At 40.5% G+C, this 26,353-nt stretch carries 23 protein-coding genes; 14 read left to right on the top strand and 9 right to left on the bottom strand.

Translation table 11 applies throughout. From position 1 onward, the window contains the following. The first annotated feature begins 337 nt into the window (after positions 1 to 337). Complete coding sequence (locus CHJ_RS22195; RefSeq protein WP_317919072.1) at positions 338 to 559, top strand: hypothetical protein; 222 nt, start codon at positions 338 to 340, stop codon at positions 557 to 559. A gap of 55 nt (positions 560 to 614) precedes the next feature. After that, a complete protein-coding gene (locus tag CHJ_RS22190; protein ID WP_317919071.1) occupies positions 615 to 1,409 on the top strand; it encodes a hypothetical protein in 795 nt (264 codons plus the stop codon). A 213-nt stretch (positions 1,410 to 1,622) separates the two neighbouring features. Here the strand turns inward: CHJ_RS22190 and CHJ_RS22185 are convergent, their stop codons facing one another. Next, positions 1,623 to 2,006, bottom strand: coding sequence for an energy transducer TonB (locus CHJ_RS22185; protein ID WP_317919070.1), 384 nt, complete (start codon positions 2,004 to 2,006; stop codon positions 1,623 to 1,625). Positions 2,007 to 2,839: 833 nt separating this feature from the next. On the opposite strand from CHJ_RS22185, the gene CHJ_RS22180 reads away from it, so the two are divergent. After that, positions 2,840 to 3,010, top strand: a complete 171-nt coding sequence (locus tag CHJ_RS22180; protein WP_317919069.1) for a hypothetical protein — start codon at positions 2,840 to 2,842, stop codon at positions 3,008 to 3,010. 122 nt (positions 3,011 to 3,132) lie between these two features. Beyond that, positions 3,133 to 3,654, top strand: a complete 522-nt coding sequence (locus CHJ_RS22175; RefSeq protein ID WP_171754046.1) for an ATP-binding protein — start codon at positions 3,133 to 3,135, stop codon at positions 3,652 to 3,654. Between the two features lie 131 nt (positions 3,655 to 3,785). Here CHJ_RS22175 and CHJ_RS22170 read toward each other — a convergent pair whose 3' ends face one another. Together CHJ_RS22170 and CHJ_RS22165 are read right to left on the bottom strand one after the other, a co-directional pair. Beyond that, a complete protein-coding gene (locus tag CHJ_RS22170) occupies positions 3,786 to 4,151 on the bottom strand; it encodes a PH domain-containing protein (RefSeq protein WP_171754045.1) in 366 nt (121 codons plus the stop codon). Positions 4,152 to 4,247: 96 nt separating this feature from the next. After that, a complete protein-coding gene (locus CHJ_RS22165) occupies positions 4,248 to 4,784 on the bottom strand; it encodes a hypothetical protein (RefSeq protein WP_317919068.1) in 537 nt (178 codons plus the stop codon). Positions 4,785 to 5,570: 786 nt separating this feature from the next. Between CHJ_RS22165 and CHJ_RS22160 the strand changes: the two genes are divergently transcribed. Next, positions 5,571 to 6,257 carry a MaoC family dehydratase gene (locus CHJ_RS22160; protein ID WP_171754043.1) on the top strand — a complete coding sequence of 229 codons (687 nt, stop codon included), beginning with the start codon at positions 5,571 to 5,573 and terminating at the stop codon, positions 6,255 to 6,257. 98 nt (positions 6,258 to 6,355) lie between these two features. On the opposite strand, the gene CHJ_RS22155 is transcribed toward CHJ_RS22160, so the two are convergent. Continuing rightward, complete coding sequence (locus tag CHJ_RS22155; RefSeq protein WP_171754042.1) at positions 6,356 to 7,171, bottom strand: phosphate ABC transporter substrate-binding protein; 816 nt, start codon at positions 7,169 to 7,171, stop codon at positions 6,356 to 6,358. Between the two features lie 288 nt (positions 7,172 to 7,459). Between CHJ_RS22155 and CHJ_RS22150 the strand changes: the two genes are divergently transcribed. Then, a complete protein-coding gene (locus CHJ_RS22150; RefSeq protein WP_171754041.1) occupies positions 7,460 to 7,819 on the top strand; it encodes a DUF3024 domain-containing protein in 360 nt (119 codons plus the stop codon). Between the two features lie 45 nt (positions 7,820 to 7,864). Here CHJ_RS22150 and CHJ_RS22145 read toward each other — a convergent pair whose 3' ends face one another. Next, positions 7,865 to 8,674, bottom strand: coding sequence for an AraC family transcriptional regulator (locus CHJ_RS22145; protein WP_171754040.1), 810 nt, complete (start codon positions 8,672 to 8,674; stop codon positions 7,865 to 7,867). A 72-nt stretch (positions 8,675 to 8,746) separates the two neighbouring features. Further along, positions 8,747 to 10,738: an exoribonuclease II gene (gene rnb, locus CHJ_RS22140; RefSeq protein WP_317919067.1), complete on the bottom strand. Its 1,992-nt coding sequence runs from the start codon at positions 10,736 to 10,738 to the stop codon at positions 8,747 to 8,749. Between the two features lie 275 nt (positions 10,739 to 11,013). On the opposite strand from rnb, the gene CHJ_RS22135 reads away from it, so the two are divergent. From CHJ_RS22135 to CHJ_RS22125, 3 genes are all read left to right on the top strand, one after another. Further along, on the top strand, positions 11,014 to 11,793 hold the full coding sequence (locus tag CHJ_RS22135) for a substrate-binding periplasmic protein (RefSeq protein WP_171754038.1): 780 nt from the start codon (positions 11,014 to 11,016) through the stop codon (positions 11,791 to 11,793). Between the two features lie 347 nt (positions 11,794 to 12,140). Then, positions 12,141 to 14,072 (top strand): DEAD/DEAH box helicase, encoded by a 1,932-nt coding sequence (locus CHJ_RS22130; protein WP_317919066.1) that lies wholly within the window; start codon positions 12,141 to 12,143, stop codon positions 14,070 to 14,072. Positions 14,073 to 14,578: 506 nt separating this feature from the next. Then, positions 14,579 to 15,766, top strand: a complete 1,188-nt coding sequence (locus CHJ_RS22125) for an acetate/propionate family kinase (protein WP_171752588.1) — start codon at positions 14,579 to 14,581, stop codon at positions 15,764 to 15,766. Positions 15,767 to 15,857: 91 nt separating this feature from the next. On the opposite strand, the gene CHJ_RS22120 is transcribed toward CHJ_RS22125, so the two are convergent. Next, the gene (locus tag CHJ_RS22120) at positions 15,858 to 16,625 is read right to left on the bottom strand and encodes a transporter substrate-binding domain-containing protein (protein ID WP_317919065.1); all 768 of its coding nucleotides are present in this window, start codon (positions 16,623 to 16,625) and stop codon (positions 15,858 to 15,860) included. A 324-nt stretch (positions 16,626 to 16,949) separates the two neighbouring features. Here CHJ_RS22120 and CHJ_RS22115 point away from each other — a divergent pair, with 324 nt between their 5' ends. The 3 genes from CHJ_RS22115 (at position 16,950) to CHJ_RS22105 (ending at position 21,284) form a co-directional block, all read left to right on the top strand. Then, positions 16,950 to 18,290 (top strand): diguanylate cyclase domain-containing protein, encoded by a 1,341-nt coding sequence (locus tag CHJ_RS22115; protein WP_317919064.1) that lies wholly within the window; start codon positions 16,950 to 16,952, stop codon positions 18,288 to 18,290. 153 nt (positions 18,291 to 18,443) lie between these two features. Beyond that, a complete protein-coding gene (locus CHJ_RS22110) occupies positions 18,444 to 20,645 on the top strand; it encodes a diguanylate cyclase (RefSeq protein WP_317919063.1) in 2,202 nt (733 codons plus the stop codon). A gap of 117 nt (positions 20,646 to 20,762) precedes the next feature. After that, positions 20,763 to 21,284 carry a methylated-DNA--[protein]-cysteine S-methyltransferase gene (locus CHJ_RS22105; RefSeq protein WP_317919062.1) on the top strand — a complete coding sequence of 174 codons (522 nt, stop codon included), beginning with the start codon at positions 20,763 to 20,765 and terminating at the stop codon, positions 21,282 to 21,284. 22 nt (positions 21,285 to 21,306) lie between these two features. On the opposite strand, the gene clcA is transcribed toward CHJ_RS22105, so the two are convergent. Then, a complete protein-coding gene (gene clcA, locus CHJ_RS22100; protein ID WP_317919061.1) occupies positions 21,307 to 22,647 on the bottom strand; it encodes a H(+)/Cl(-) exchange transporter ClcA in 1,341 nt (446 codons plus the stop codon). A 519-nt stretch (positions 22,648 to 23,166) separates the two neighbouring features. On the opposite strand from clcA, the gene CHJ_RS22095 reads away from it, so the two are divergent. Next, the gene (locus CHJ_RS22095) at positions 23,167 to 24,147 is read left to right on the top strand and encodes a CobW family GTP-binding protein (protein WP_317919060.1); all 981 of its coding nucleotides are present in this window, start codon (positions 23,167 to 23,169) and stop codon (positions 24,145 to 24,147) included. Between the two features lie 27 nt (positions 24,148 to 24,174). Here CHJ_RS22095 and CHJ_RS22090 read toward each other — a convergent pair whose 3' ends face one another. Further along, positions 24,175 to 25,086, bottom strand: a complete 912-nt coding sequence (locus CHJ_RS22090) for a LysR family transcriptional regulator (protein ID WP_317919059.1) — start codon at positions 25,084 to 25,086, stop codon at positions 24,175 to 24,177. Between the two features lie 107 nt (positions 25,087 to 25,193). Between CHJ_RS22090 and chrA the strand changes: the two genes are divergently transcribed. Further along, positions 25,194 to 26,348: a chromate efflux transporter gene (chrA, locus tag CHJ_RS22085; protein WP_317919058.1), complete on the top strand. Its 1,155-nt coding sequence runs from the start codon at positions 25,194 to 25,196 to the stop codon at positions 26,346 to 26,348. The last annotated feature ends 5 nt before the right edge of the window (positions 26,349 to 26,353 follow it).

The following is a 26,353-nucleotide window of genomic DNA, read 5'->3' as shown; positions in this document are numbered from 1 at the left end:
GTTACAGTGAAAAACGCTGAATTACAAACAACGTCGCCATTCTTGTTGCCACTTTTATTAGGTGCTTTGTGGGTTAATTTTTGAGAGGGTTGAGTTGTCTTTTAGGTTTCGTATGGACATAATAGGAAATCTAAGTGATACTGTATATATGAACAGCAATTTGTTCGTGAATAATCGACAATGTTCATTTAGCTATAGCTGTAAACAAAAGTGGCACTTTGCGAAGAGAAGCTTATTTTTTTATTAAGTGAGTCGACAGCTCTTCATTTTTAAACAATGATAAGAGTGAAATTGTAGGAAAAGTTCTTTCTTGTTAATATCCGTGGTAATAAGCATTATGACGTTGATGAAGAACGATGACATAAAAGGGGGGGGGTATATGGGATTTATTCGAAGATTGCTTGGTTTTAAAAGCAGCGATTCTGACAAAACAGATTATGAAATAGAGCCTGTTTTAGTTAGCCCTGATGTTATTCGAATGAACATGGAATCATTTCGCAATAGTAAAGTGGTTAGAGCCCAGATAAAGGCTGCAAAAAACACGTTGAAAGAAGCGTAATACAAATTTATTTCTAAGGGATGCTTATTAGCATCCCTTTTTAATTGAGGTAATTATGATTAAGCCTTCGGTACTGTTTGTCCTTATTCTTTGCATAGCAGGCTACCAGTTACTTACAAAACTCCATTCACATCATTATGATCTTAAACGTAGCAACGGTTATCACACGTTTCTTAAATCAGCGGCTGCTGGGCTGATCCTGTTTTTTTTGGTCTCTGTGATTTATGCAATTGGAGGCCATTTCTCGAATATGTACCACATTAAAATAAATATTGGTGAGTGGTTCTTGGTGAAAGTATTTCCAGCAACAAAATTTAGCTCTACCGATGGTACATTATTAGAGATTGCAGTATGGATGTTATCCATTAGCTATCTTGTTCCAAAGGCTATTTATAAATCTGAGAGTGAAAAGCGTGAGATGTATATCCACAAATTCTCTAAAGACCCAGAAAGCCCCGAATTTACTCAGTTATTCTTTAGATCACTAGAGTTTGGGCTTCCTATTTTGTTCACTTTATCCGATAGAAAAGTCTATATAGGGTATGTCATTGAAGTTCATGCATCTGACTTTAATGATATTCATATCGTTCCAATTTTTAGCGGTTATAGAGAAAGAGACAGTTTAGAACTCGTTCCCATTACACCATACCGAGACGTGATCTTGGATATCGAAGATACAACTCAAGAAACCATTAATTTAGAAATGTTTGCGGTGACGTTGCCACTTCGAGAAATCGTTCATGCTCATTTGCATGACTTTAGTTACTACGAACGTTTTAAAGAAAAAGAAGATTTATATTCTAAAGAGTTGAAAGAGCGAGAAGAGTCTAGAAATTTTGAAGTGTGGTAAGGTGAATTGGAATCTTATAATTCTTAAATGCTGAAGCAATGATATCAGATCTATCTATCCATTCTTCGTTTTCAAATGGTATAGAACGCTGGAATTTCAATAAATTCATTAGGGCGTATATCCTTTTAACTAACTGTTGGCTCTTGAATCTCATAAGATTGCAGGTATTAAATTAATGACTGTTCCTATAAATGCTAGTGCACAGCAAGTACTTTATTCAGGAGCAATAGTTATGCGAAACACCTTCAGCCTTTCATAGCTATTTTCAGAAAGAGAGCTTAAATCAAATGGTTGAGCAAGCATTATTGCGTGCTTAGCATTCTTTTCTAGTTCTTCATTTCCTGAACTATTCACTAAAGTTACTTCAGCCACCTCTCCAAAGAGATCCATTGTTAGCTCATAGGTAACATCGTGTTTAACGGCGCCTTTGGGTACAAGCAACTGATTCTGAACTAACGCGTGCGTTTTGTTCATCCAGTGCTGAACTTCCTTCCATTCCTTCCCTGAAAGTTCAACTTCCTTTGATACCCCAGAGAAAGAGAAAAAACAGAGCAGTATGATGAATAGCTGTTTCATTTTTATAACGACATTACTCATGATTGATTTGTCGGTCCCTTAATGAACGTTCTTTAATTAAAGTTTATCTACACATGATCCATAATACTGGGAGGGGATTAAATCACCAAAGCTAACAGTGTTACGGCTATGGACAGATTTTCCATTGTCGAATGCCATAGTCGTAGTCATTACGTTTTTTACCCCAGTTATTTCAACAAATGTAATCTGATCCTCGGAACCCATTCTGATAACTTCAGCACTACCGTTATTGCCAAGAATGTATGATTTTCCGGTGTTCTTATCTATTAAAAACTGTAAAACAAAGTCTTCTTTTGTTTTATGGAGTCCATCTGGTTATGCGAACTCAGTGTACTTACATTCTATAGTCATAGTGTCAGCAAGAATTACTGACGGAAGTAATGTAAGTAAGATTGCTAATATTTTTGTTTTTATTTAATGCTCATGTAATGAAAATGAATTGTGGTGGATATCCCTGTAAAGCCCAAGATACATACTATTTATAATTTTCAATACAAAATGATGAGCAGTGATACTAGCTGATTGACACGATAAGTCTATGATCGTACTCTAATTCTGCACTGGCAAAATCCAGTGTCGGGCGTAGGAACCCGCTCAAAATACCATCGGCATGTAGATGCCAGCCTCATGCTGGTTTTTTTACGTGCGGCTTTAGCACACCTGTACATTAGTCTGTTCAACAGACTCATTGAGATAAAATTATGGTGGGCTGGGCAGGGCAACCTTCGGGTTGGCCGTGTCGATGGTGCGGTATTCCTACCCCTGTTCAGTTCACCACCCTTAGCGTAGGAACTTCGAGTGGTGATTTAATTAAATTACCATCGGAGGTTATTATGACCCAACCTATTCATTGCGAACCAGAAGCTGACTTTCACCTTCAAGTGGAAGATTTCATTATTAGTGCGGTTGCCGCGGATATTACTGGCGACCATGCCTTAAATAACGAGATAGGCATGTTTTTGCTCAGTTTGCTTTGTTATCACAAAAAGCAAGAGACGGAATAAGCCATTCGCGCCCTAACGGGCGCTTTTAAATTTGCCTATGTTTGCCAGCGACGTCACAGTATTGTTTGCTGCATTTAGTGATCTTAACTGTCTGATTCTGAATGGTTTAAGGAATGGTAGAAATGGCAAAGATCATATTTGTCTCTGGGGCTCATGGGGTAGGCAAAACAACTTTTTGTAGGCAGATCAAACACCAACTCGCATTACCTCATTATTCAAGCAGTTCGTTAATAAAAGCACATGGTCAATTTGATGAGTTGTCTAAACTGTCCACAAACGCTGACGATAAACAGCTTATTTTGCTAGACGCTCTGGATAAAATCGCCGCGCCGACAGTGATACTCGATGGGCATTTTTGTCTTTTAAACAGCAAAGGTTTGGTCATTGAAATAAAAGACAGTATTTATCACCGTATGAAGCCGTCAGTAATTATTGTTGTTACTTGCCCTCCAGACGTAGTTCATCAACGGTTACTTTATCGAGACAAAAATAGTTTTCCTGTGGATTTAATAGAAGAGATGCAAACGAAAGAAATGAGGAAGGCCAGTCGAATAGCGCAACAGTTGAATATACCGTTGTTAGAGTATAAATCGGCCAGCGATATAGAAGCGCTTGTTAAGAACGTTGTTAGTTTAAAGATCTAGATGATGGCATTAAAATGAATACCATTGGTTAAGGAGAGTTGAATAAAAACGCGCATAGGGTTTTGATATTGTTACTTATTTCGAGTTGAAATTATGCGCGTTTTTGAAGTTTGCTAGAACTGAGTTACAGCTTAAATTCCGGAGCTTAATAACTTGGCGATCTTAGACACATCTGTGCCTTTAAGGAACTCAAATTTTATTTCGCCAATACCGGACGCCCAAAGTGTAAACTCAGAATCAAGATCAAAAGTGCCTGCAGTTTCAACAGAGAATGCGGTAATTTTGCTGTATGGAAGAACGAAGAACTCTGCCTTTTTTCCGCGTAAACCTTGAATATCTATAGTGATAAGGCGCTTATTAGTTAAAATGAGCATATCGCGAACGGTTTTATATTCCAGCTCAACGGTTTCATTGTCTGCGATTAAAAAGTCGTAGCGATCAGCATTTTTCCCAATCGTTTCTTCAGTTAATGCGGTTAGTTTTAATCCTTTGAACATCGAGTACTCCTTGCTATGGATTGAGTTGTCTATTTTTATCGTGAGACGTTAATACCATTCTGCGGTACTTTATCGCGAATGTCTCGGTAATAATGTCTATAAATCACTGCTCTCAGTCATCTTATTACAGTTGATAAGATTGCCCGCCTCTGAGCGATAACTATAGCTAACAGAGTCAAGACTGATGAGTGTACCTTCAAATTTGTAATTTTCCCTCTCCAAACGTTCTATCATTGGGCGCTTGATACGGTTGTAATACATTTGAGAAAAATCGTCTTTTGCTACCAGATTGAAATAACTAACGGTGGAGTAAATTGTGTTTCCTTTTATATATCTTTTTCCCGACATAGCCCCTTCAAAATTCAATGGTGTTTCAAGATTCGCTCTTTTTATTGTCAGAGTAGTAGAGTCGGAATAACGGTTATCAATAGTATTTGAAATGTGACTTACAAACATGAAGTCTTTATTGGGATTTGCTGCGGTACATTGCCAATTCCCGAAAAAGAGTTCTGTATCAAACGTGATTTCGGGTTTTAACATATCTGAATTTTTTACTTCTGTTGTTGAGTTACCTGCCGAACTGCAACCCATTACCGCTGCGCTTACTGTCGTTATTATCAATATTTTATACATTAATGTTCCTCAGAATTATTATTATGTCGGAGCAAAACTAGCCAATACATATTTAGTGAGTTGTTACTGAACCGTGGGCTAAAGCCTTTATGACTCAGCCTATTGGTGAGTCATTCTATAGGTTCGGAATGATAACTTATTGTGTTGGTAGCATATTTTGTGAGTTGTTTCATATAACGACATTCTCAGCCTTCCTATTCTGATTATAAATAACGGCTAAAGAAGGCAAATAATGTTGGTCAGAACTCGGCAAAATGGGATTCTATTATCTTTGAATTTCTCTAAGGTTTACCAAACAAACAGGGTGGACGGGTGAGTTAATCGATACTGCTAAATTTACCCTATATTCACCTAACATGGTGTATTAATGACAAGTCATTACATGTTAAATGAAGCCGTACTTGTCTCTCAGTTTAGCAAGTCAAATCGCCATTTTTATTAGATTTGGCGTAAATATTGCTGCAAGTGAACTAGAGTTAAGGAAAGCGGCAATGTTTGGTTGTTCGATGAAAGTGCATGAACTTTCTCATAATTGAAACACTTTTTTATTCATAAATTGACCTTATTTTATGAATGCATTGTATACGTGCTACAAAATCAAGAGATCAGAGCAGTAGGGTAAGTGATAATAAAATAATGTTTTATTGCTTAACCTTTTGTTATTTATGTATAAAACAGTGTTCAGAATACACCTGTTCGCTCGAAAGTCGTTGCAAGATTATGTGAAGTTGTTCAAAATTACCATACGCATGCCGGATTGTTTGGCAAAGTTATATAGGGTTTTTTATGAAAGTTGTTGATATGCTAAAACACAGAAGTGAATCTCTGTCTAAACAGCCTTTCGAAATTAAAGATTTGATGTCTCCTGTACTACGGGATTACTGGGTCGATTTTGTAAATAAAGCAAATGACAACCCATTAGCTCAGTGGTTTAGAGAGCATGCGCTTTTGCCTGCGGTAAATGAAGAGCAACACCATACCCAACCGGACCCTATTGTGTTGCCAGCAGCAGCACAGGCATTATTTGAACAGTTACAAACACAACTGAATGAAGAGATTCACGTAGGAGACTGGGTGACCATCTCTCAACAGCGTATTGATGCGTTTGGTGAAGTAACGGAAGATATGCAATGGATACATACCGATCCAGAGCGAGCTCAGCAAGAGTCTCCTTTTAAAACTACCGTTGCTCATGGTTTTCTAACGTTGGCAATGTTGTCTAAAATGACCGACAGTGTTGATCCAGAGCAGTCGTTATTCCCAACTGCGCGTTTGGTGGTTAACGTTGGTTTAAATCAAGTTAGGTTCCCATATCCTGTAAAGTCTGGTGACAATATCCGAACTCGCAGCAAGTTGCTTAAAGTGACTCCCATTAAAAAGGGTTTAGAGATAGAGCGCGAAATGAAAGTAGAAATAGATGGCGTTCGTAGACCGGGTTGCGTTGTGGTGTCGGTTATTAGACTCTATTTTTAATGCTTTAATAACCAAATATGAGAATGTAAAAAAAGAGCGAAATATATTTCGCTCTTTTGCTATGTGTAGCCATCGATTATAGCTACTGAGAATATGGGTTACAGAGTAGGAACGTAACCGTACTGCTGGATAAGCTCTTTAGCTCGCGGTGATTTGATAAATTCAATAAACGCTTTGCCGCTGTCAGTTAAGCCATCATTTTTATACAGCAAGATAAACGGGCGAGAAAGCTGATATTTCTTGGCAGCGATGTTATCCATGGTCGCTTTAACCCCTTCAAACTTTAACTCTTTCACAGAGTTGTCTACAGATCCCTCAGAGACAAATCCGATGGCTTGCGGGTTATGATTAACTAACGCTTTTACCATGCTATTACTGCTTACTACTAAGTTGGTTGCGTTAATATCAGAAACTAGGCGATTATTGATGATTCGGGTGAGTCCCAGCAGCGATTCAAAACTGCTTCTTGAGCCTGAAGATTGTTCTCTTGTCACTACCGCAATTTCAAGATCTGCACCACCAAGTTGCTTCCAGTTATTAATACTGCCTTTATAAATATTATAGAGTTGCTGGCGTGATACATCGTCTATAGGATTCGAATGGTTAGTTACAACGGCCAATCCATCATAGGCGATGGTCAACGCAGTTAGGCCTTCGTTGTATTCGGCTTCGGTTAGGTAACGTGAGCTCATACCAATTTCAGAGACTCCTTTTTTTACCATGGTGATACCCGCCGTAGAGCCTATTCCTTGTACCGCGATATAGGCAGAGTCGGAAGTGGCATTAAATTCTTCTGCTAACACGTCCATAATGCGTGAAACGGATGTTGAGCCAGATACGGTAACTTCTTTAGCCATTACTCCAAATGTGACAGAGACTAAGGACAAGAGAGTGGCTAAGACAACACGAAACATAAATACTCCTAGTAGATGATCAAACTGACAGCCAATATTAACGTTCAGTTATGTCATTTTTGTGAATAACCTCATTATTAAAAAAGTAATTCCAATAAATTGGTCTTAGCGTATTTTGTTTAGTATTAGTCTTTTAGCTTACTCCGGAATTAAAATAGAAGTATTAGTTTTTGTGTGGAAATAGTGACCGAGGTGCTATACGCCCTCACAGCATGTTGTTAATATGTTATGCTCAAGTTACTTCAAGGTGCTTGAGTATATTAGTCAGCTGGTAAAGGTATTAATAGAATGTATATCTCTGAAATAGAACAATTCCGCCTTGAAAAAGCTGTACGATCTATGTGTTCAAGTCGAAACCAAAGTATCCCTGCTGAGTTGGGTAAAGTTCAGTACGAAATTTATAAAGAAGGTGTGCTTTTTACTAAACTCTGTTTTTTATTAGATTCTTCCCATATTAATTATGAATGTCCCATTGCTAAATTGGAGTTTGATATTGACTGTAAGCAGTGGAAGTTGTTTGTTGCTGAACGAGAAGAAAATAGTGCTCAATTAATCGCTTGGTTACCTTACCCTCATCTCTCTTCAAGCCATGATTTTACTGTGCTGCTAAATGAAATAGAGCACGATCCACAGCAATTATTTTGGTAATTGATTAAACATAAAAAAAGAGAACAATAAATGTTCTCTTTTTTATTAGCGCTGTGTAATTTGTTGCCTAAACTCTTTCGGTGTCATTCCTTGTACACCTTTAAAAGCAGTACTAAAGTGCGCGGCACTCTTAAAGCCAGATTCAAAGGCTATCTGTGCAATGGATTTACTTGAGAGCCTTAGCTTGGTTGCTGCGTGGTTAACTCGTTTCACTTTTAGTATTTGAGAAAAGCTTAGGTTTTCTGCGGCAAGGCGACGCTTAAGTGTCGCTATTGAAATCCCTAAAAAGTGGGCTGTCATATCTAGAGATACGTCATTTTCTATGTTCAGCTCGATGAAGCCGATAACCTTTTGAGCGGTGCTTTGGTTACAAGCACTACGCATAACCGGTTGTAGATTTGGCGCGACATGAATGATCTCAAATAACAGTGCTTGAGAGAGCGACTCCAACGTAAGTTCAGAGCTTAGGCCGGATTGCTTAGCCTCAATAAGCAGAGTTAATGTTTGTAACGCCGTCTTATGTGATTCATTTAAGAGATAAACAGGGGCTTTATCGTCGCTAACTTCAACAGCACTGTTTGAAAAGGTGTCGCAAAACTGTCTAAACAAGCTGGGTTCAAATGTGATGATGTCCGCAAGGAAATGACCATCGTCCGCAAAGGACTCAAGATCACGAAGTTGATCAGAGTGATAAACGGTAAATTCACCCGCTTTCAGCTGTGAAATTTCATCATTTTCGTTTTTATAAGTTAGAAAACCTTCTCGCACAAAGATAACGCCACACTGGGTAACTGGGTAACGATCTCTTTTTCGAGCGATAAAAACGTTGTGCTCATAAATTGTTATTCGTGACATATATTTTCATTTTTATTGTTGAAGGCACGCCATCGAGTCGTGCCTTAAGTCTTGGATAACCGCAACGGCTGCTCAGCTATCTTCAGAGTCCCGTGATACATCGGTAAACACGGCTGTGGGCTTGGCAACAATATTGCGATTTTCAATATTTACGTCGCTAAGTATTAGTTCTATCACATCGCCAAGTTGGTAAACGTGATCATTGTCTATAGATACAGTGCCCGTTTCGCTACTACACTCAATTCGCTCTTTATTATCAACGAGTAACGACGCCGGAACAAACGCTGTTGCGCCATTTTCTATTAATTGAACGCGTAATCCTGCTCGATTAATATCAAAAATCTCGCCATTGAAGACCGTTTTATTGCTAACGGCGGCTAACAATGTTCGTGCATACAACCAATCTGCCACTTTTCGTTCAGCAATTTTATGGTGTTTACGGTGGCTCGACAGCTCTGCACCCACTAGCTCATCCGGTGTTTGTACTGGCGGCTTATTTAAAATGTGCGCTTTAAGAAGACGGTGGTTAATCATATCACCATACTTTCTAATAGGAGATGTCCAAGTGGCGTAACTCTCTAGTCCCATAGCAAAATGCGGAGCGGAGTGGTTAGTGATCTCGCTATAGGTTTGGTATTTGCGAATTCGGTTATCCAAATAGCTTGTATCTTGCGTATTTAGCCAGCGTCTTAGAGCACTAAAACCATCTAAAGTTGTAATGCTGTCAAGAGTAAATGGCTGTGTTTGATCTGGATTTACCAGCTCAATGACATCTTTTAGCCGGTCTGTTTTAAAACCGGAATGGGTATTAAATATGCCGGTGCCCAAGCTGTTTTGTAACGTCAGACCAGCGCATATGTTCGCTGTAATCATCGCTTCTTCTACCAAACGGTTTGCACTGCGGCGCTGTTCCGAGTGAATTGCGATAACATCATTTTCGTCACTAAGCTCAAAACGATAGTCAGGTTTGTCTGGAAAAACCACTGCATTTTGTTCTCGCCACGCGCTGCGAGAAGTCGCAAATTGATGCAGTGAATTAATCACTTCGGCAATCGCCTCAGTTGGCTGCCACTGGCTATTTGAGTCTTCTTCAAGCCAGTCGGAGACATCTTGGTAAGTTAAACGAGCGTGGCTTTTAATGTTTGCTGCAAAAAACTGAATGTCATCCGCTAGCGCGCCATCTTGTCCAACCGTAACGCGGCAACATAATGCAGGTCGAGTTTCGCCTTCTAGTAATGAGCACAAGTTATCGGCGAGATCTCGTGGCAACATTGGAATGTTTCTACCTGGAAGGTAAATGGTAAAACCGCGCTCTCTGGCGACTTTATCCATATCACTATCTACAGAGATATAGGCGGTTGGGTCCGCGATAGCAATGGTTAGTTCAATGTCATTGTTCTCTTTGCGCTTAGCGTATAGCGCATCGTCCATATCTTTTGTTGAAGCACCATCAATGGTAACAAAAGGAATATCCAGCATATCAACACGAGTGAGATCGTCGTCGTCATTGGTGTGCCATTCTGTTAGTCCTTCCGGTTCGCAGTTTGGCAAATCATTTTCTGCTAGGGTTACCCACCACGGGGCAATTTTGTCATTGGCATCGGCAATTTTCTCGCTGATCTCAACAAAGAATCCATTGTCGCCGTTAAGAGGGTGCTTTGTTAAGTGCGCAACGACCCAGTCGCCATCAGATAGAAACTCAGGGTTGAGTCCTTTTTTAGCCTTGGCTTTTAGTGACAATCTCTTAAGTTGTGGGATATCTGCAACAACATTAAGACGCCCTTTGAACATTTTTACACGAGCAATAAAGCGAGACATGTGATGCTCTACAAGCTCATCGGGTTCTGCTACTTCTTTATTGTTTTCTGTTCGGATCAATGCAACGACTTTGTCACCATGAAGACATTTCTTCATGTAAGGTGGCGGAATAAAATAGCTGTGTTTACTATCTACTTCTAAGAATCCAAAACCTTTGTCCGTTGCCTTAATGGTGCCTTCTTTTTTTGGGATGTTTTCTTTTATCTGCTGTTTTAATTGGGCAAGTAGAGGGTTATCTTGAAACATTAATGAGCTTTAAACCTTTGAATTAAATGGGAAATACATTTCCCTATGATCTTCTACAAAACCCTTGTCAAAAGCGAAAGTGACACTGCGGTTAGGTTAGACCTTTAGAATAAATGAGTGAAACCGAAATTGCAGAACATAATACTAGCTAATAAGGTGAAAGTATATTAGTGGTTTATTGCTGATTAAGTGCCGATTTGATTGCTATAAATCATTTTGAACTCATAAGATCTCTGTATAATTAGTAAATCCTTATATTCGGGAGGGTTATATTTGTGAAGTACATTTTGCTACCAATTTATCTACTCGTGCTGACGGTGACGAATGTGGCGCATAGCGTCACTATGCAAGGATTCAAATATTATTCTGAAGAGTATCCGCCGTATAACTATATAGAGCAGCAATCTATTAAAGGTATTGCGGTTGACTTGCTTTTTGAAACAGGCAAAAGAACCGGTAGCAAAATAACAGAGTCACAAATTGATCTTCTTCCATGGCCTCGTGCTTATCATATAGTGCAAACGACACCTAATACCGTGCTACTCACTGCCGCTCGTACAGCGTCTAGAGAGGCTGACTTTAAATGGCTTGGACCGATAGGAAAAACGCGAGTTGTGGTATTAGCGAAAAAGCAATCCAATATTGTGATTAATAAGCCTCAAGATTTGACTCAGCATGTGATTGGCATTGTAAGAGAAGATATCAGTGAACATCTGCTTCGCGATACCGGTATAAAAGGAATAAAAGTGGAATACGCTAATACGGCTTTTCCGCTGGTAAAAATGCTAAATTCTGATCGAGTGGATTTATGGGCTTATGAAGAACAAGTCGCTCGTAGCGCTATCACATCATTAGGGTTTAATAATGAAGACTTTGAAGTGGTTTATGTTCTGCAGGAGCTTGAGCTTTACTATGCGTTCAACTTAGAAACAGACGATAAGTTGATTCAACATTTACAACAGAGTTTTAATCAATTAAAGCGTACCTCAGAGGGCAGTGATACCAGCTATTACGATAGAGTATTAATGAAATACGGTATGCTTAATTTAAAATAGCGATAGAATTCCTCTGCTCACAGTAAATGTCGACTATAGTTAAACGGTGTTGTAGGTCCTGTTGTGGACAAACAATGAACAGATGAGCAAGGCAGTGCGGCGATAATGACCAGCTAATTGATTTTATATCGTACAATTTTTCGTTTATTGAACAAAAGTGTGATGTATTTCAATTTTTTCTGGATTTTTACCATTTTTTAAGGCATTATCTCGCCCCCTTAGAGATGTCCCTAACGGCTTGTTGCGTTTTTATACTACTTCTGCACCTGAATGGATTCAGTACTAGACGGTATTGGAATAGGAAGAGCACATGGGACCGATATTTACATAGATAATTTAGGATCCCAATGCAAGATTCCGATATCAAATTCAGCGATTTAGAGCTGAATGACACCCTATTGTCTGCTTTAGATGAAATGGGTTTTGTTTCACCAACTCCAATCCAATCAGCGTCAATCCCTTCTCTTTTAGAAGGCAGAGATGCACTAGGTAAAGCACAAACAGGTACAGGTAAAACCGCTGCGTTTTCTCTCCCTATTCTTAATAAGATCGATCTTAAACAGTATAAGCCTCAAGCCGTTGCTCTAGCGCCTACGCGTGAGCTTGCTATTCAGGTTGCTGCAGAGATCAAAAACCTTGGTCGTAACATCAAGGGTTTAAAAGTTTTAGAAATTTACGGTGGTGCATCTATCGTAGATCAGATGAGAGCTCTAAAATCAGGAACTCACATCGTTGTTGGTACTCCGGGCCGTGTTCAAGACCTTATCAACCGTGATCGCTTACATTTAGATGAAGTAAAAACATTTGTTCTAGATGAAGCTGATGAAATGCTTAACATGGGCTTCGTTGACGACGTTACCGCTATCATGGAGCACGCTCCAGAAACAGCACAACGCGTAATGTTCTCTGCAACTATGCCTCCAATGCTGAAAAAAATCGTTGACCGTTTCCTACGTGATCCTGCTCGTATAGATGTTGCTGGTAGTAACCACACAGTAGACAAAGTTGAGCAGCAGTACTGGGTTGTTAAAGGCGTAGAAAAAGACGAAGCAATGACTCGTCTATTAGAGACCGAAGAGACAGATGCTTCAATCGTGTTTGTTCGTACTCGTCAAGATACAGAGCGCCTTGCTGACTACCTTTCTGCTCGTGGCTTTAAAGTTGCTGCATTGCATGGTGATATCCCTCAGTCTCTTCGTGAGCGTACGGTTGATCACATTAAGAAAGGCGTTATCGACATTTTGGTTGCAACAGATGTTGTTGCGCGTGGCCTAGATGTTCCACGTATTACCCACGTATTTAACTACGATATCCCATTCGATGTTGAATCTTATATTCACCGAATTGGTCGTACCGGCCGTGCCGGACGTAAAGGTAAAGCGATACTGTTGGTTCGCACTAATCAGATTCGTATGCTTCGTACTATTGAACGTGTTACTCGTTCAAGTATGGAAGAGATCCAACTTCCACTAAGAGATAAAGTGGCAGAATCTCGTCTAGAGAAACTGGGTGTTGAACTAGAAGCTGAAAAAGAGAACGCATCACTTGAGAACTTTGCTGAGCTAGTTGGTAAGTTACAAGAGTCGTTAGACATTGATGCAACCACTTTAGCAGCAATGCTATTGAAACGCGCACAAGGTAAACGACCTCTGTTCTACAAAGGTCCTGATCCTATGATTGCGGCAATCGAACGTGATAAGCAACGTCGTAAAGAACGTCGTGAAGGCGGCGGACGTGACGGTGGACGCGATGGTCGTCGTGGTGAAGGTCGTAGCTTTGGTGGTACAACTCAAGATTGGGATACTTACCAGTTACAAGTTGGTCGCGAGCAAGGTGTACAGGTTAAAGACATTGTTGGTGCTTTGGCTAATGAACTTGGCTTAACAAAAGGGTCAATTGGTGCAATTAAGCTTGCTCAAGGCCATACTTTTGTTCAGCTTCCTAAAGCGATGAACTCTGATACTGCTGGTAAACTAAACAAGCTACGTATTCGCCAAAAAGAAGTGGGTGCTGTTGTTTGTGACTTTGATGACTTCCGCGAATCTCGTGGCCGTCGTGAAGGTGGCGGTGGACGTCGTGACAACAACGGTGGTCGTCGTGAAGGCGGGTATCGTGGTAATCGCGATGGTGCTCGTGAAGGTCATCGTGGTAACCGTGGTGGAAAAGATGGCGAGCGTCGTTTTGATAGAAACCGTGGTGGTGATCACCGTGGCAACCATCGTGGTGAACGTGGCCATGGCCGCTCTGAGAACCGCGGTTCACGTGGTGGCGAAGCATAAGCCAATAGCGAATTACTCGTTTAGCAAAAATTAACAAAACCGGGCCTCTACAGGCCCGGTTTTTTGTTTTAGGCTTTAAATCGTCTATTGGAAATAGTGGCGATTAACCGCTACGGCTTATCAGTGCGATTGAGTGATCAGCTTTGCTATGTAGATGACAGCGACGGGCTTGTAGAAAAGGTCGACGGTTAGTTATTGCAAATTCTCGACAGTTAGCTACGTTTTTGAGATTTGTTTTTGAGATCTATTACTGATTATGAGCAAGCAAAATCACAGAGTAAAGCCGATAAAGATATGCAACAAATTGGTTCAATAAGCTTAACATTTACTGAACTGGCTTTTATTTTACTATCGAAATAAATAAAAAACTGATCAAGGTCAATAAAAATCGATTGCTACTGCTCTCAAGGTTCAATTAAAGTTGAAACATTCAAAAAATATTGAATAATGGTTTAACAAATCGGAACGCATTTGCGTAAAACTACTTTGGATAGGAATCGACTCTTATGTCAAACAACTTCGTGTTAGTCATAAACTCAGGAAGTTCATCATTAAAATTCGCTGTTATAGACTCCGTGTCAGGTGACGCAGTGTTAAGCGGCTTAGGCGAATGTTTTGGTCTTGAAGATGCTCGTATAGGTTGGAAGTATAACGGAGAGAAATCTGAAGTAGCCATTACTGGTGATGGTAACCATCATAAAGCAGCAATCGCTCGTTTAGTTGAGTTGGTTAGCGAACTAGGCTTAACAGAGAGTCTTGTTGCTGTAGGGCACCGTGTTGTCCATGGTGGTGAAACATTTACCAAGTCCGTAGTCATTGACGAGAAGGTGATTGCTGATATTGAAGCTGTTCAAGATCTTGCTCCACTTCATAACCCAGCAAATATTCTGGGGATCAAAGCTGCTTTAGAGGCATTCCCTTCTCTTCCTCAAATTGCTGTATTCGATACGGCATTCCATCAAACGATGCCGGCAAAAGCCTTTACAGGGGCGATTTCTAATAAGCTCTATAAAGACTATGCGATTCGTCGTTATGGTTTCCACGGAACCAGCCATTATTATGTAAGCCGAGAAGCGGCTCAGATGCTAGACAAGCCAATTGAGCAAGCAAGCTTTATATCGGTTCATCTGGGCAACGGTGCTTCTGTCTGTGCGATTAAAGACGGAAAGAGCGTTGATACCTCAATGGGCTTTACACCTCTTGCCGGTTTGATGATGGGAACGCGTTGTGGTGATTTAGACCCTGGTATTATTGAGTTCTTGTTGAAGAAAGGTTGGTCACAAGATGAGATCTTTAATGAACTGAACAAGAACTCTGGCTTCTTAGGTGTTTCCGGGCTGACGAGTGATGCACGAGGCATATTAGAAGCGATGGAAGAAGGACACAAAGGGGCGAAGCTGGCCTTCCAAGTGTTTACCTATCGTGTTGCTAAATACATCGGCTCTTACATGATCCCGTTAGACAGTTTAGATGCCATTATCTTTACTGGTGGTATCGGTGAAAACTCATTACCTATTCGTAGTGAGATCCTTGGCTATCTAAACTTGTTTGGATATAAAGAAGATAAAGAAGCCAATGAAGCGGCAAGATTTGGTAGCTGTGGTGTTATCACTGAAGCCAATAGCCCGATCGCTATGGTTATTCCAACCAATGAAGAGTTGGTTATTGCCCAAGATGCGGTTTCTCTGATTTAAGATGAACTATTGAGCTCCTTGTACAACCACGGGGCCGAAAAACAGAGCTCAGGATGATTCCTGAGCTTTGTCGTTTAAGGGAAGATGCAGATTAATCCTCTCGCCAATTCATATATTTATCGACAATGTTGTCATAAGCGGATTTACCATTGCTATCTTTATTCTGTTTGAGTAAATCTATGCCTCGTTGCATTTTTTCTACGTACACATCACTTGTTTCTAAATTAAAGGCATAATAAAGATTAACCGTTTCTAATACGCCCACGACTTCGAACTCATCGATATCAAGCCCAGCCTTTTCAATGGACCATAGCACCACTTGTTCTTCGTAGGCGATTAACTGTACTCTGTCGTAATAAAGCATTTTGACCAGTGGAACGGCGGTGTTGGCGTGATCCATTCTTTCCAGTGGCATACCCGCTTTCATTGCTAGCTGCTCACCAATATCATCTAACACAACCCCCAGAGAGTAGTTTGTTATGTCACTGGGTTGGGTGATTTCAATATTATTTATCTTTTTTGCCAGAACGACGATCCGAGTCTCTCCAATTGGACCCGCCCATTTAAAGAGTGGTTCTCTATGTGTAATTCGAGCCGTGGAAAACAGTACAGTGTTTGGGGTACTTCGTACAATTCGATAGTCTCTTGGCCATGGGTAGAGCTTAATGGATTTTAGATCTACTTCCGATTCTACAAGCTGACTTGCCTGCAAAAGCATATCTACCGCAATACCATTTATTTTCCCGTTGCTGGTAAAGTTATAAGGTGGGTACTCTTCAGTATAGTAACGCAAGTCTGACAGCGCGTAACTGGCAGCAGAACAAAACATCAGGACAATAAACAGCACAATTGTTCTCATAGTCACCTATACCATTGTTAACACAAATTTAGCCTTACTTGTTATAAGGGTAGAACAAAATAGTTTCACCTGTCTGGATCTTTCCATTCTTTTGTGAAGAGACCGCTTTGATTGTTATTTCCGGTCACTAATCACAAATTGAGGCAATTTATATTTGCTTACCTGAAGGATAAAAAGCTGTTCTGCTAAACTGAGCAGATATAAAAATAAAATTGTACTGGGAAACTTCTGCTGAGTTTTATCGATAGAAGTAACTTGGTTAATAATTAAAGTTAATGATTGCGGTTGTTAACTGTCTCGTTGTTTGGCTAATACGTATAAAACATGATCATAATATATATATTGATTGGGCTAGTTGGTTTGCTATTGCTTGTCTATATGGCTTATCAAGCTGGCACAAAGAATGCTGTAGAGTGCACGACCATCCCCTTATTTGTGTTGAATACACAAGGTGAGGTGATCCATCGGAACTCTGCAGCTAAAGATTTTTACCTACCGACTGTTCAAATCGAAGGAATGCAGTACATCAGTACTGATCTTGCCCTCTATCTGCAAGGAATAGGGGATGAATCGAGCTTTTGTTATAAGTTTATCGATAGCGAACAAGAACGAGAATTTAGCTTCGAAGGCCGAAAATGTTGGTTTAATGCCCAACAATATTGGTTGGTGTCCGTAAGACGTCAAGTCGATAAAGCATCAGCAGAAGAGAACTTGAAACAGAGCAAACGACTACTGCACCATATTATTCAGAGCTTGCCCGATGCGGTAGGTATGATGAATGACAATTACCAATATGAGGCTTGCAATGATGCGTTTGTGCAAGCCTTAAGGATCAGTTCACCAGATAAGCTTATTGGTAAACGATTGGTGGATGTTGCCGATCCTGACATTGCTGAGAAGTTTCTATTTTCCGATAAACGAGTACTGGAAACGGGTAAACAGTTTCACATTATTGATGAGACGTTTGATCGATTTGGTAATCGACAATGGTTAGAAGCAAGAAAAATTGCCTATATTGATCCCGTTACTCAAAAACGTGGTCTGTTTATATTTGCTCGGGATATCAGTGAAAAAGAGAGAGCAAAAGAGAAGTTGTCGGTAGCAAATAATGAACTTAAAAGGCTCTCATTCCTTGATGGGTTAACTAACATTGGTAATCGTCGTTATTTTGAAGAGACCTTAGTCGCTGAGTGGCAAAGCCATATTCAAACTCAAATGCCATTATCTCTAATTTGTTGTGAGGTGGATAGCTGGCAGGATATTGTTGAAGATATTGGTGTAAATGCATCAGAGAAAGTGCTTGTCGATCTTGCCGATAAGTTAGAAGCGTCACTTTTAAGAGTAGAAGACCGAGTGTATAGATACTCAGACAATGAGTTTATTTTTATTCTATCCAACACCAATGCTACCAGTGCCCAAGTGGTAAAAAAACGCGTTATCCAGCAACTTCATCAACTAGAGACTGAGGTTTCATCCCTTTCGATGAGAATCGAAGCTTATACCTGTTTTCCAGATGTAAAATTTTCACCAGAATCGGCAGTAAACCAATTAAAGACACAACTAACAAAAACAGAAGCGAATAGGTTAATGTGCGCGCAACATGTATCGGAGAGTGATGGTACAGGTAAAAGCGTGATTGACCGCCATTTTGTGGAGACCGAATAGCAATGTTGTTAGTTATAAGCTACAAATATAGTTAATAATGAATATATAATTATTACTACAACGAATAAAAAATTTGTGATGGCTGGGTATTTTGTACGCATCTTGCTGTGAAAGTAGTGAGGTGAACGATCTGTAGGTAGTTGACCTAATAATATGATGCCCTTAGTAAAATGGTTATTGCTGGTAACCACGTTTTTATACTCATCTATGTCTTTCGCGATTGCTGAAGAAAGACGCGATTTACCTGAAATTAAGTTTACCCCTCAAGAAATCTCATACCTTAATAACAAAGCCTCTTTAAGTGTCTGTATTGATCCTCAATGGATGCCGTTTGAGATGAACGATAACGGCAAGTATGTCGGATTAACCGCGGATTATATGGCGTTATTTGAAGCGTTAATTGGTAAGCCTATTCATCTGTTTAGTACTAAAACATGGCTTGAATCTGTTGAAGCAAGTAAATCTAAGCAATGTGATTTTTTATCTGCGGTGGCTGAGACACCTCAAAGACGCGAGTATTTAGAGTTTACAGACCCCTATTTTCATTCATCACTGGTTATTGCAACTGGGTTACATCAACCTTGGATTAATAATATTGATGATATCTCCGGTAATAAAATTGGTGTTGTAAAGGGTTACGCATCTGCTGAATTTATAGAGAATAACTACCCCGACATTGTGATAACGGAAGTTGAATCGTTGAAGCAAGGTTTAGAGTTAGTCGCAAAAGGTAAGCTTTTTGGCATGGTGGAAATGTTGGCAACGGTGGGGTATCAAATACAGCAAGAGTACATTGGTAGTTTAAAAATTAGCGGAAAGTTAGACCGCAAGTGGGACATTAGTGTCGGGGTCAATAAAGACCAACCACTGCTGACTTCAATATTTAATAAAGCAATTAACGCCATCCCTATGGAAGAGCATCAACGAGTGTTAAATAACTGGGTTTCTGTTTCTGTTAATCATGATGACCCAAATATGTTGAGTGATGCAGAGCTGGATTTTATTAGAAAACATCCAGTTATCCGTTTTAGAACACGTTCGAATCGTCCTCCTTTTGAGTTTGTACAAGATGGTAAAGTTGCAGGGTTGGCGATCGATTATATTTCGCTTATTGCTGAGCAGACTGGTTTTAAAGCTGAATTTGTTTTGGACGATAGACCTCAACCCGATGCATTTAATGAGATGGAAGTAGATGTGAATGCATTTGATACCTTGTTGTATTCAGTGAAAAATCAGCAAAGGGCAGAGCGCTTTTCGTTTGGCGATGCATTTTTGTCTTATCCCGTGATGATAGTGGTGAACAAGAACTTAGGTTACATCGGCGGCATAAATGATCTGTTTGGTCGCAATGTTGCCATGGAGAAAGGTTTTGTCACTACGAACTGGTTTAAAAGGGACTACCCGCTGATAGACCTTGTTGAAACTGCAAATACGGTTCAAGCATTGCGAATGGTCGATTCTGGCAACTCAGATGCTTACATAGGTAACTTGGCGATTGCTAATTATATGAAAGCAACCGGGGCTTTAGAGAACATTAAAATTGCCGCTCCCACCGAATACGCCAACGTTGATTACCGCTTTATTGCGCCGAAAAAATGGCCTGAACTAACATCCATATTGAATAAAGGCTTTCGATCTATTTCTCCTCATCAACACAGCTTAATTCAGCAAAACTGGTTTTCTCTTCAAACGATTGATAAAACAAATTATGGACTGACGTGGGCGATATTGATTGGAGCGCTAACGGTTATTGGCGGATTTATTATTTCTCATCGAAAAATCTCTAAAGCGAAACGTAAATTGGATTGGTTACTCATTGAACTAACGGAAACTAAGCGTTCATTAGAAGTTAAAAATCAGCAACTTCAAAAACTCTCTATTACTGATCGGTTAACAGGCCTTTATAACCGTTTAAAGTTGGAAGAAGTGTTGGCAAAAGAGTTTCATCGTTCATTTCGCTATGACGAGGTGTACAGCATTATGATGATAGATATTGACCACTTTAAGCGAGTAAATGACACCTATGGTCATCAAGTGGGTGATGTGGTGTTGCAAGAGATGTCGTTGCTATTTTTAAACAATATTCGAAAAGTTGACACGATAGGCCGATGGGGGGGAGAAGAGTTTTTAGTGATATGTCCTCATACGGACAGTGACAGTGCAGAAAAATTTGCTGAAATTCTACGAGCACAGGTGGAGAAAACACACTTTAAACAAGTGGAGAGCTTGACCATTAGTTTTGGTGTTGCCAGTTATCAACCGCAAGATACCATAGAGTCGATGGTGTCGAGGGCAGATGAAGCGTTATATGAAGCCAAGTCTCTAGGAAGAAATAGAGTGGTCGCTAAGAAATAATCATTCACCAAGCTGTCGAGAGCACCTTAAGTACTGTATAAATACACATAAAAGTAATTGCATGTTGAGATAAGTTTAGTATTCTAACTGGCTTAAGCTGAACTAGAGTGCGTCACAATGATAGAAATTCAATATTTTAAAACCCCTTATGGTGAGTTGATACTGGGCAGTTTCGAAAACAAATTGTGTTTATGCGATTGGCGTTACAGAAAAATGCGAGAATCGCTAGATAAGAGAATTCAGTCCCGACTTAATAGCCATTATGTGGAGAGAGATAACGATCTGTTAAAGCAGACTCGCCTTCAATTCCAGCAGTATTTTCATTCTGAAAGAGTGTCGTTTGACTTGCCGTTATTACTTGTTGGTACAGAGTTTCAGAAGACAGTGTGGCATGCATTAATGAGCATTCCTTTCGGAGAAACCGCCACGTACTTAAATCTTGCTGAGAAGATAGAAAATAAAAGTGCTGTGCGTGCGGTCGCGAATGCCAACGGCGCAAATGCGATATCAATTATTGTGCCTTGTCATCGCATTATTGGCAGCAATGGCAAGCTCGTTGGCTATGCTGGTGGGCTTGAAACTAAACGTAAATTACTGCTGTTAGAGCAGGATATGTTTGCCCCTAACCGCCAGTGTTAGCTAGCCACCAAGCTGAAATAATCTACAGTTTCCAATCTTTCTGTTTTAACTCTAATAGTGAGGCGTATAAAGGTTTTCCACCTATGGCTTGGGCGATAAACGTTGCACCAAGGCAAGTGACCATTGTCGGCAGTATGAGTTGATAATTATTGGATATTTCGACGATCAAGACGACGCCAGTCAGTGGAGTACGTAGGCTGGCAGCGATTAATGCCCCCATTCCCGCCACAGCATACATACCGGGTTCAATTGGAATGTGTGAAGCGATATCTTCGATTAAAACACCGTAGGTTAAACCGAGAAATGTCCCCAAGGTTAAAATAGGGGCGAAGATCCCGCCGGGGGCGCCTGATCCAAAACAGACAATGGTGCCAAACATCCGCAGTGCAAATATGGCAGCCATCACTAACCAAGGGGCGGGAGTGATGAAAATGTCGGCAATTGCTGGAAAACTGCCGCCAGAAAAAATAGGGAAGCTGACATGTAAGAATGAAAATAGCGCCCCTAAGCTGGCTCCTGTGATGACCAGCTTGGTGATATTGGTTTTGTGGTAATTTTTAAACCAACTGGTGGTGGCGAGAATCCATCGATTGAAATAGACGCCAACAACACCAAAAACCATTCCTAAAAAAGCAAACGAGAGCAGCGATGATAGTGGTGGCGTTTCAAAATGTGGAATTTGCAATACCGCGTTTTGTCCGTTTAAGTATTCCATCACTACGGTGGCGGCAATGACCGCTAGTGTCACGCATTTTACCGAGGTGAAATTGTAACTAAACTGTCGTCTCATCTCCTCATTAACAAATAGAATAGCGGCGAGTGGAGTATTAAAAGCGGCGGCAATGCCAGCAGCGGATCCTGCGGCAATGAGTATATGTTGAGCATGCTCATATTTGTTGGACCTGCCTGCAACCATTCGTCCAATTGCGCCTCCTAACTGAATAGAAGGTCCACCACGACCAAGAATCATACCTGAGCCGATGGTTAGAATCGCTGAGACAAATTTAATCGGTATTATTCGTCGCCAACGAATATCATGTTCGCCGACCAAGGCACCTTCAATATGTGGAATGCCACTGCCTTCAGCCTCAGGTGCAAAACGAAATGTTAGCCAGAACCCTAAACCGGCCATTACTGCGCCGCTAAATACAATCAGTGATGCTTGAATTAGAAACTCATCAGGGGATTGGTAATCGATAAAAGCGGTTCGGTAATCGAGGATCCAATTAATTATGATATTAAAGTATGAAACGACGCCGCCGGCAATGATACCGACAATTCCTGAAAGTAGTACAACGACAAAATAATCAGACTGAGAAGAGAAAAAATTAGGAATACGGGCAGGTCTGGATAATTTTGCCATGATATAAAGTAACACTCCCTGTGTCGTCTGTATTTATGATGATTGGACCAACTCTATGTTTTCTTTTGGACTAACTGCACTTGCAAAATAGCGTGGATATTTTGCGTTTTAGTCGCGTCTCGAATAGAGCAAGAGATTAGAGTGCATATACTAACACAAACGAGAGTTCTCATAAGAGATATCTAAATTTTAAAAATGTAAACTAAAGTCACAAAAATCGATTATATCCCCTCTATCATTTGCGTTTCCTACAATTTGAACCACACTTAATTTGTAAGGCAAGAGAAACCCTATAACACGGAGGACATTGGAGTCTTACATACAATTTGATTGGATTAAATATCAATTCATGTTCCTCGTATTTCTTTGGGAAACATACTGTTGTTATCCCATTCCGCATACTCACGATTGAGTAACGAGGTGTTTAAGGCGTACTTTTATATTGTACGCCTTTTTGCATTTTCAGCGTTGTAAAAATCCCCTATACTGCTTTTTTTGTTTTATAAGTAAGTTCACTTCATGCATAAAGTACCAACCACCATTATTACGGGTTTTCTTGGCGTAGGGAAAACCACAACCATACTTAATTTATTAAAGAACAAGCCGACCGATGAGTCATGGGCTGTGTTGGTGAATGAGTTTGGTGAAATTGGTATAGATGGCGCAATGTTGACTGATCAAGGGGCACTGATTAAAGAAGTGCCGGGTGGATGCATGTGTTGCACTGCTGGTGTACCTATGTCGGTAGGAATAAACGCGTTACTTAGACAAAAACCAGATCGTTTGCTGATCGAGCCGACTGGATTGGGGCACCCTAAGCAAGTGATTGCGACGTTAACGTCGCCACAATATGCAGATTATGTCGATTTAAAGGCGACGATTGCGCTTGTCGACCCCCGTAACTTATCCGATAAAAAGCATTTAGAAAACCAAAACTTTAATGATCAACTCGAGTGTGCAGAAATCATTATTGGCAACAAGGTTGATCAGTGTTCAGAGCAAGATATCCAATGTTTTCAGCACTGGATAGAGGTGCAAACCCCGAGCAAGCTGGCAAGTCACCTTGTAGAAAAGGGAGAGTTTGAACCTGAGCTGCTAAATATCGATAGAACAGCAGAGTCATCGTCTAGCAGTATTGCCGCTCATCATCATGAACATGCTGCAATGGAGCCTCAATTTGAGCTACCTCCAGAACAGAGCTTTGCGCGTAAAGAGAACCAAGGGCATGGGTACTACAGCTGCGGTTGGCTGTTTGGCGCGGAAATCAGCTTTAACTTTGATCTGCTGTTTTCTATGTTTAGTGAGTTAACCGCTGAGCGGGTAAAAGCGGTTGTTAACACAGATCAAGGCTGTTACGCATTTAATGTCGCGAATGGTGTGGTCTCTGTAAATGAACTCAGTTTGAGCGGATTTGAATCTCGCATTGAGGTTATAGACAGCCAGTTGATGCCATGGGACGATTTGGAGTCGTTGTTACTAAATATCGCCAAAATGGATTAGGCGAGTTAGCTTGCTGAAGAGTTAAAATTAGCTTATTTGCTGGCTAATGATCGATTGAAGCCAGCGAATTTTCTCATCGTTTGATTTGCGTTTATAACAGAGTAGATAGATGTTGAAGTCTGCTACTGGAATAGGCGGCTCCATTACCACAAGTTGTTCTCCCAGTCCTGAGGCCAGTGCCATTTTCTCAGGAACAATGGCGATCAAATCTCTCGTTTCAATCAGTTTTCTAATGGTTAAGAAATTTCGAGATGCAATGGTCACACGTCTCTTAAGCCCCAGAGTTTGCAGTTGTTTATCCACTTGAGTGGTGAAGTGACCATCTGGGCTGACCATCGCTTGCTCGATATTGACAAACTCATCAAGGGATAACTCGTTTCTGCCCGCGAGCAGTGTTCGGTTTGCTAAACAAACATGTTTTTCGGTATATAAAAACTGGCTGGTAAAATCGTTGTCAGGAACATCAATACTGCCAAGTACAATATCTAATTTTTCCTGCTCGGCAATCGCGACGTAGTTTTGTCGGTTTACATTGACGAAACTTACTTGAGCGTCGGGTGCGCTATGTAAAATCGCGTCGTAAAGGCTTGGGCCAAAAATATACTCCGCGTAGTCGGTGAGGCCTATTTTGCAGACGCCCTGATATCGATTGGCTTGAAATGGCTCTTTGACCAGTAAGTCATGCTGAACTTGTTCAAGTAATCGTTCGATTTTAGGTGCTATGACATGAGCGTAATCTGTTGCTACCATTTTGTGATTTTTTCGCTCAAACAGCACATCACCGAATAGCTGTCTTAATCTTGCTAAACTATGGCTCATGGCGGATTGGCTGACAAAACTTTTCTCTGCTGCAACAGTCACGCTTTGATAACGGTAAAGATAATTGAAGGTTACCAGTAGGTTGAGGTCAATGTTTTTCCAGCTAGTTCTGTTTGTCACTTTTTAATCCTATTTTATTAATAGTTTGAATTAGTATTATTAATTGGATTAATTATAAGCTTTTTTTTACATTGTTGTTAACAGCATTAACTAGGAATAAACAAAATATGTTGGCAATTTTTAAAGTATTTTTCGCGTTGGGGTGTATTAGTTTTGGGGGCCCCGCCGCTCATATTGGTTACTTTCGTCAAGCATTTGTAGAAAAGCGAAAATGGTTAGACGAGAATGAATATGGTCTGTTGGTCGCATTGAGTCAGTTTTTACCGGGGCCAGGATCAAGCCAAGTTGGTTTTGCACTAGGTTATAAAAAAGGTGGCGTTTGGGGCGGCGTGATGGCCTTTTTAGGGTTTACCCTTCCGTCTGTTGTGTTTATGTTGTTGCTGGTTTTTCTTAGCCATAGCTTAACGGACTCAACGTTATTTCAAAGTGTTATTCACGGCCTTAAGCTGCTTGCCGTCGTTGTGGTTGCCGATGCAACGTGGGGAATGTACAAAAACTTCTGTCAAAGTAAGTTAACAGTTTTCCTTTGCCTATTTACCGCCACGATACTTCTCGTTTTTTCAGGAGTGGCTAGTCAAGTTGCGGTACTGCTATTTGCTAGCGTTGTTGGATTGAAATATTTAAAGTCACAACCAATGAGTAGCAATGAAAAAGCGTTTAAGCCAAACTTTCTACCTTTAATCCTTTTTGTCATTCTGCTATTTGGTTTACCCCTTGTGGCAAGTAGCACACCACTAGTGAAAATGGTCAGTGATTTTTTCACCGCAGGGAGTTTGGTGTTTGGTGGTGGTCATGTTGTTCTGCCATTGCTAGAGAGCATGGTAGGTGATCAGTTAAGCCAAGATCTGTTTTTAACCGGTTATGCTGCGGCGCAAGCGGTGCCGGGGCCAATGTTTACTTTTGCGACATATTTGGGGTACGAACTATGGCCTCAATCTCCGGTATTAGGGGCGTTAATGGCGACCTTAGCGGTATTCTTACCGGGATTTCTATTGTTGCTAAGCGTATTAAAAAACTGGCAAAGTTTGGCGTCCAATCAATATGTAGCTGGGGCATTACGTGGGGTTAATGCAGCGGTGGTCGGTTTGTTGTTGGCGGCACTTTATCAACCTGTATTTGTGAGTGCAGTTGTCTCCTCGGTTGATTTTGCTTTGATACTGGCGGGCGCATATCTTCTTAAACAGTTAAAGCTGCCGATAGTCTGGTTGGTGTTATTTTTTATGCTGTCAGGCGCGATGGTACCATTGCTGTCAATAGGGTGATGAAT

The organism is Vibrio sp. MACH09 (genome assembly GCF_033238805.1).
Taxonomy (GTDB): domain Bacteria; phylum Pseudomonadota; class Gammaproteobacteria; order Enterobacterales; family Vibrionaceae; genus Vibrio.
The sequence above is the reverse complement of the archived record's forward strand: the minus strand, read 5'-3'. Positions and strand labels throughout refer to the sequence as shown.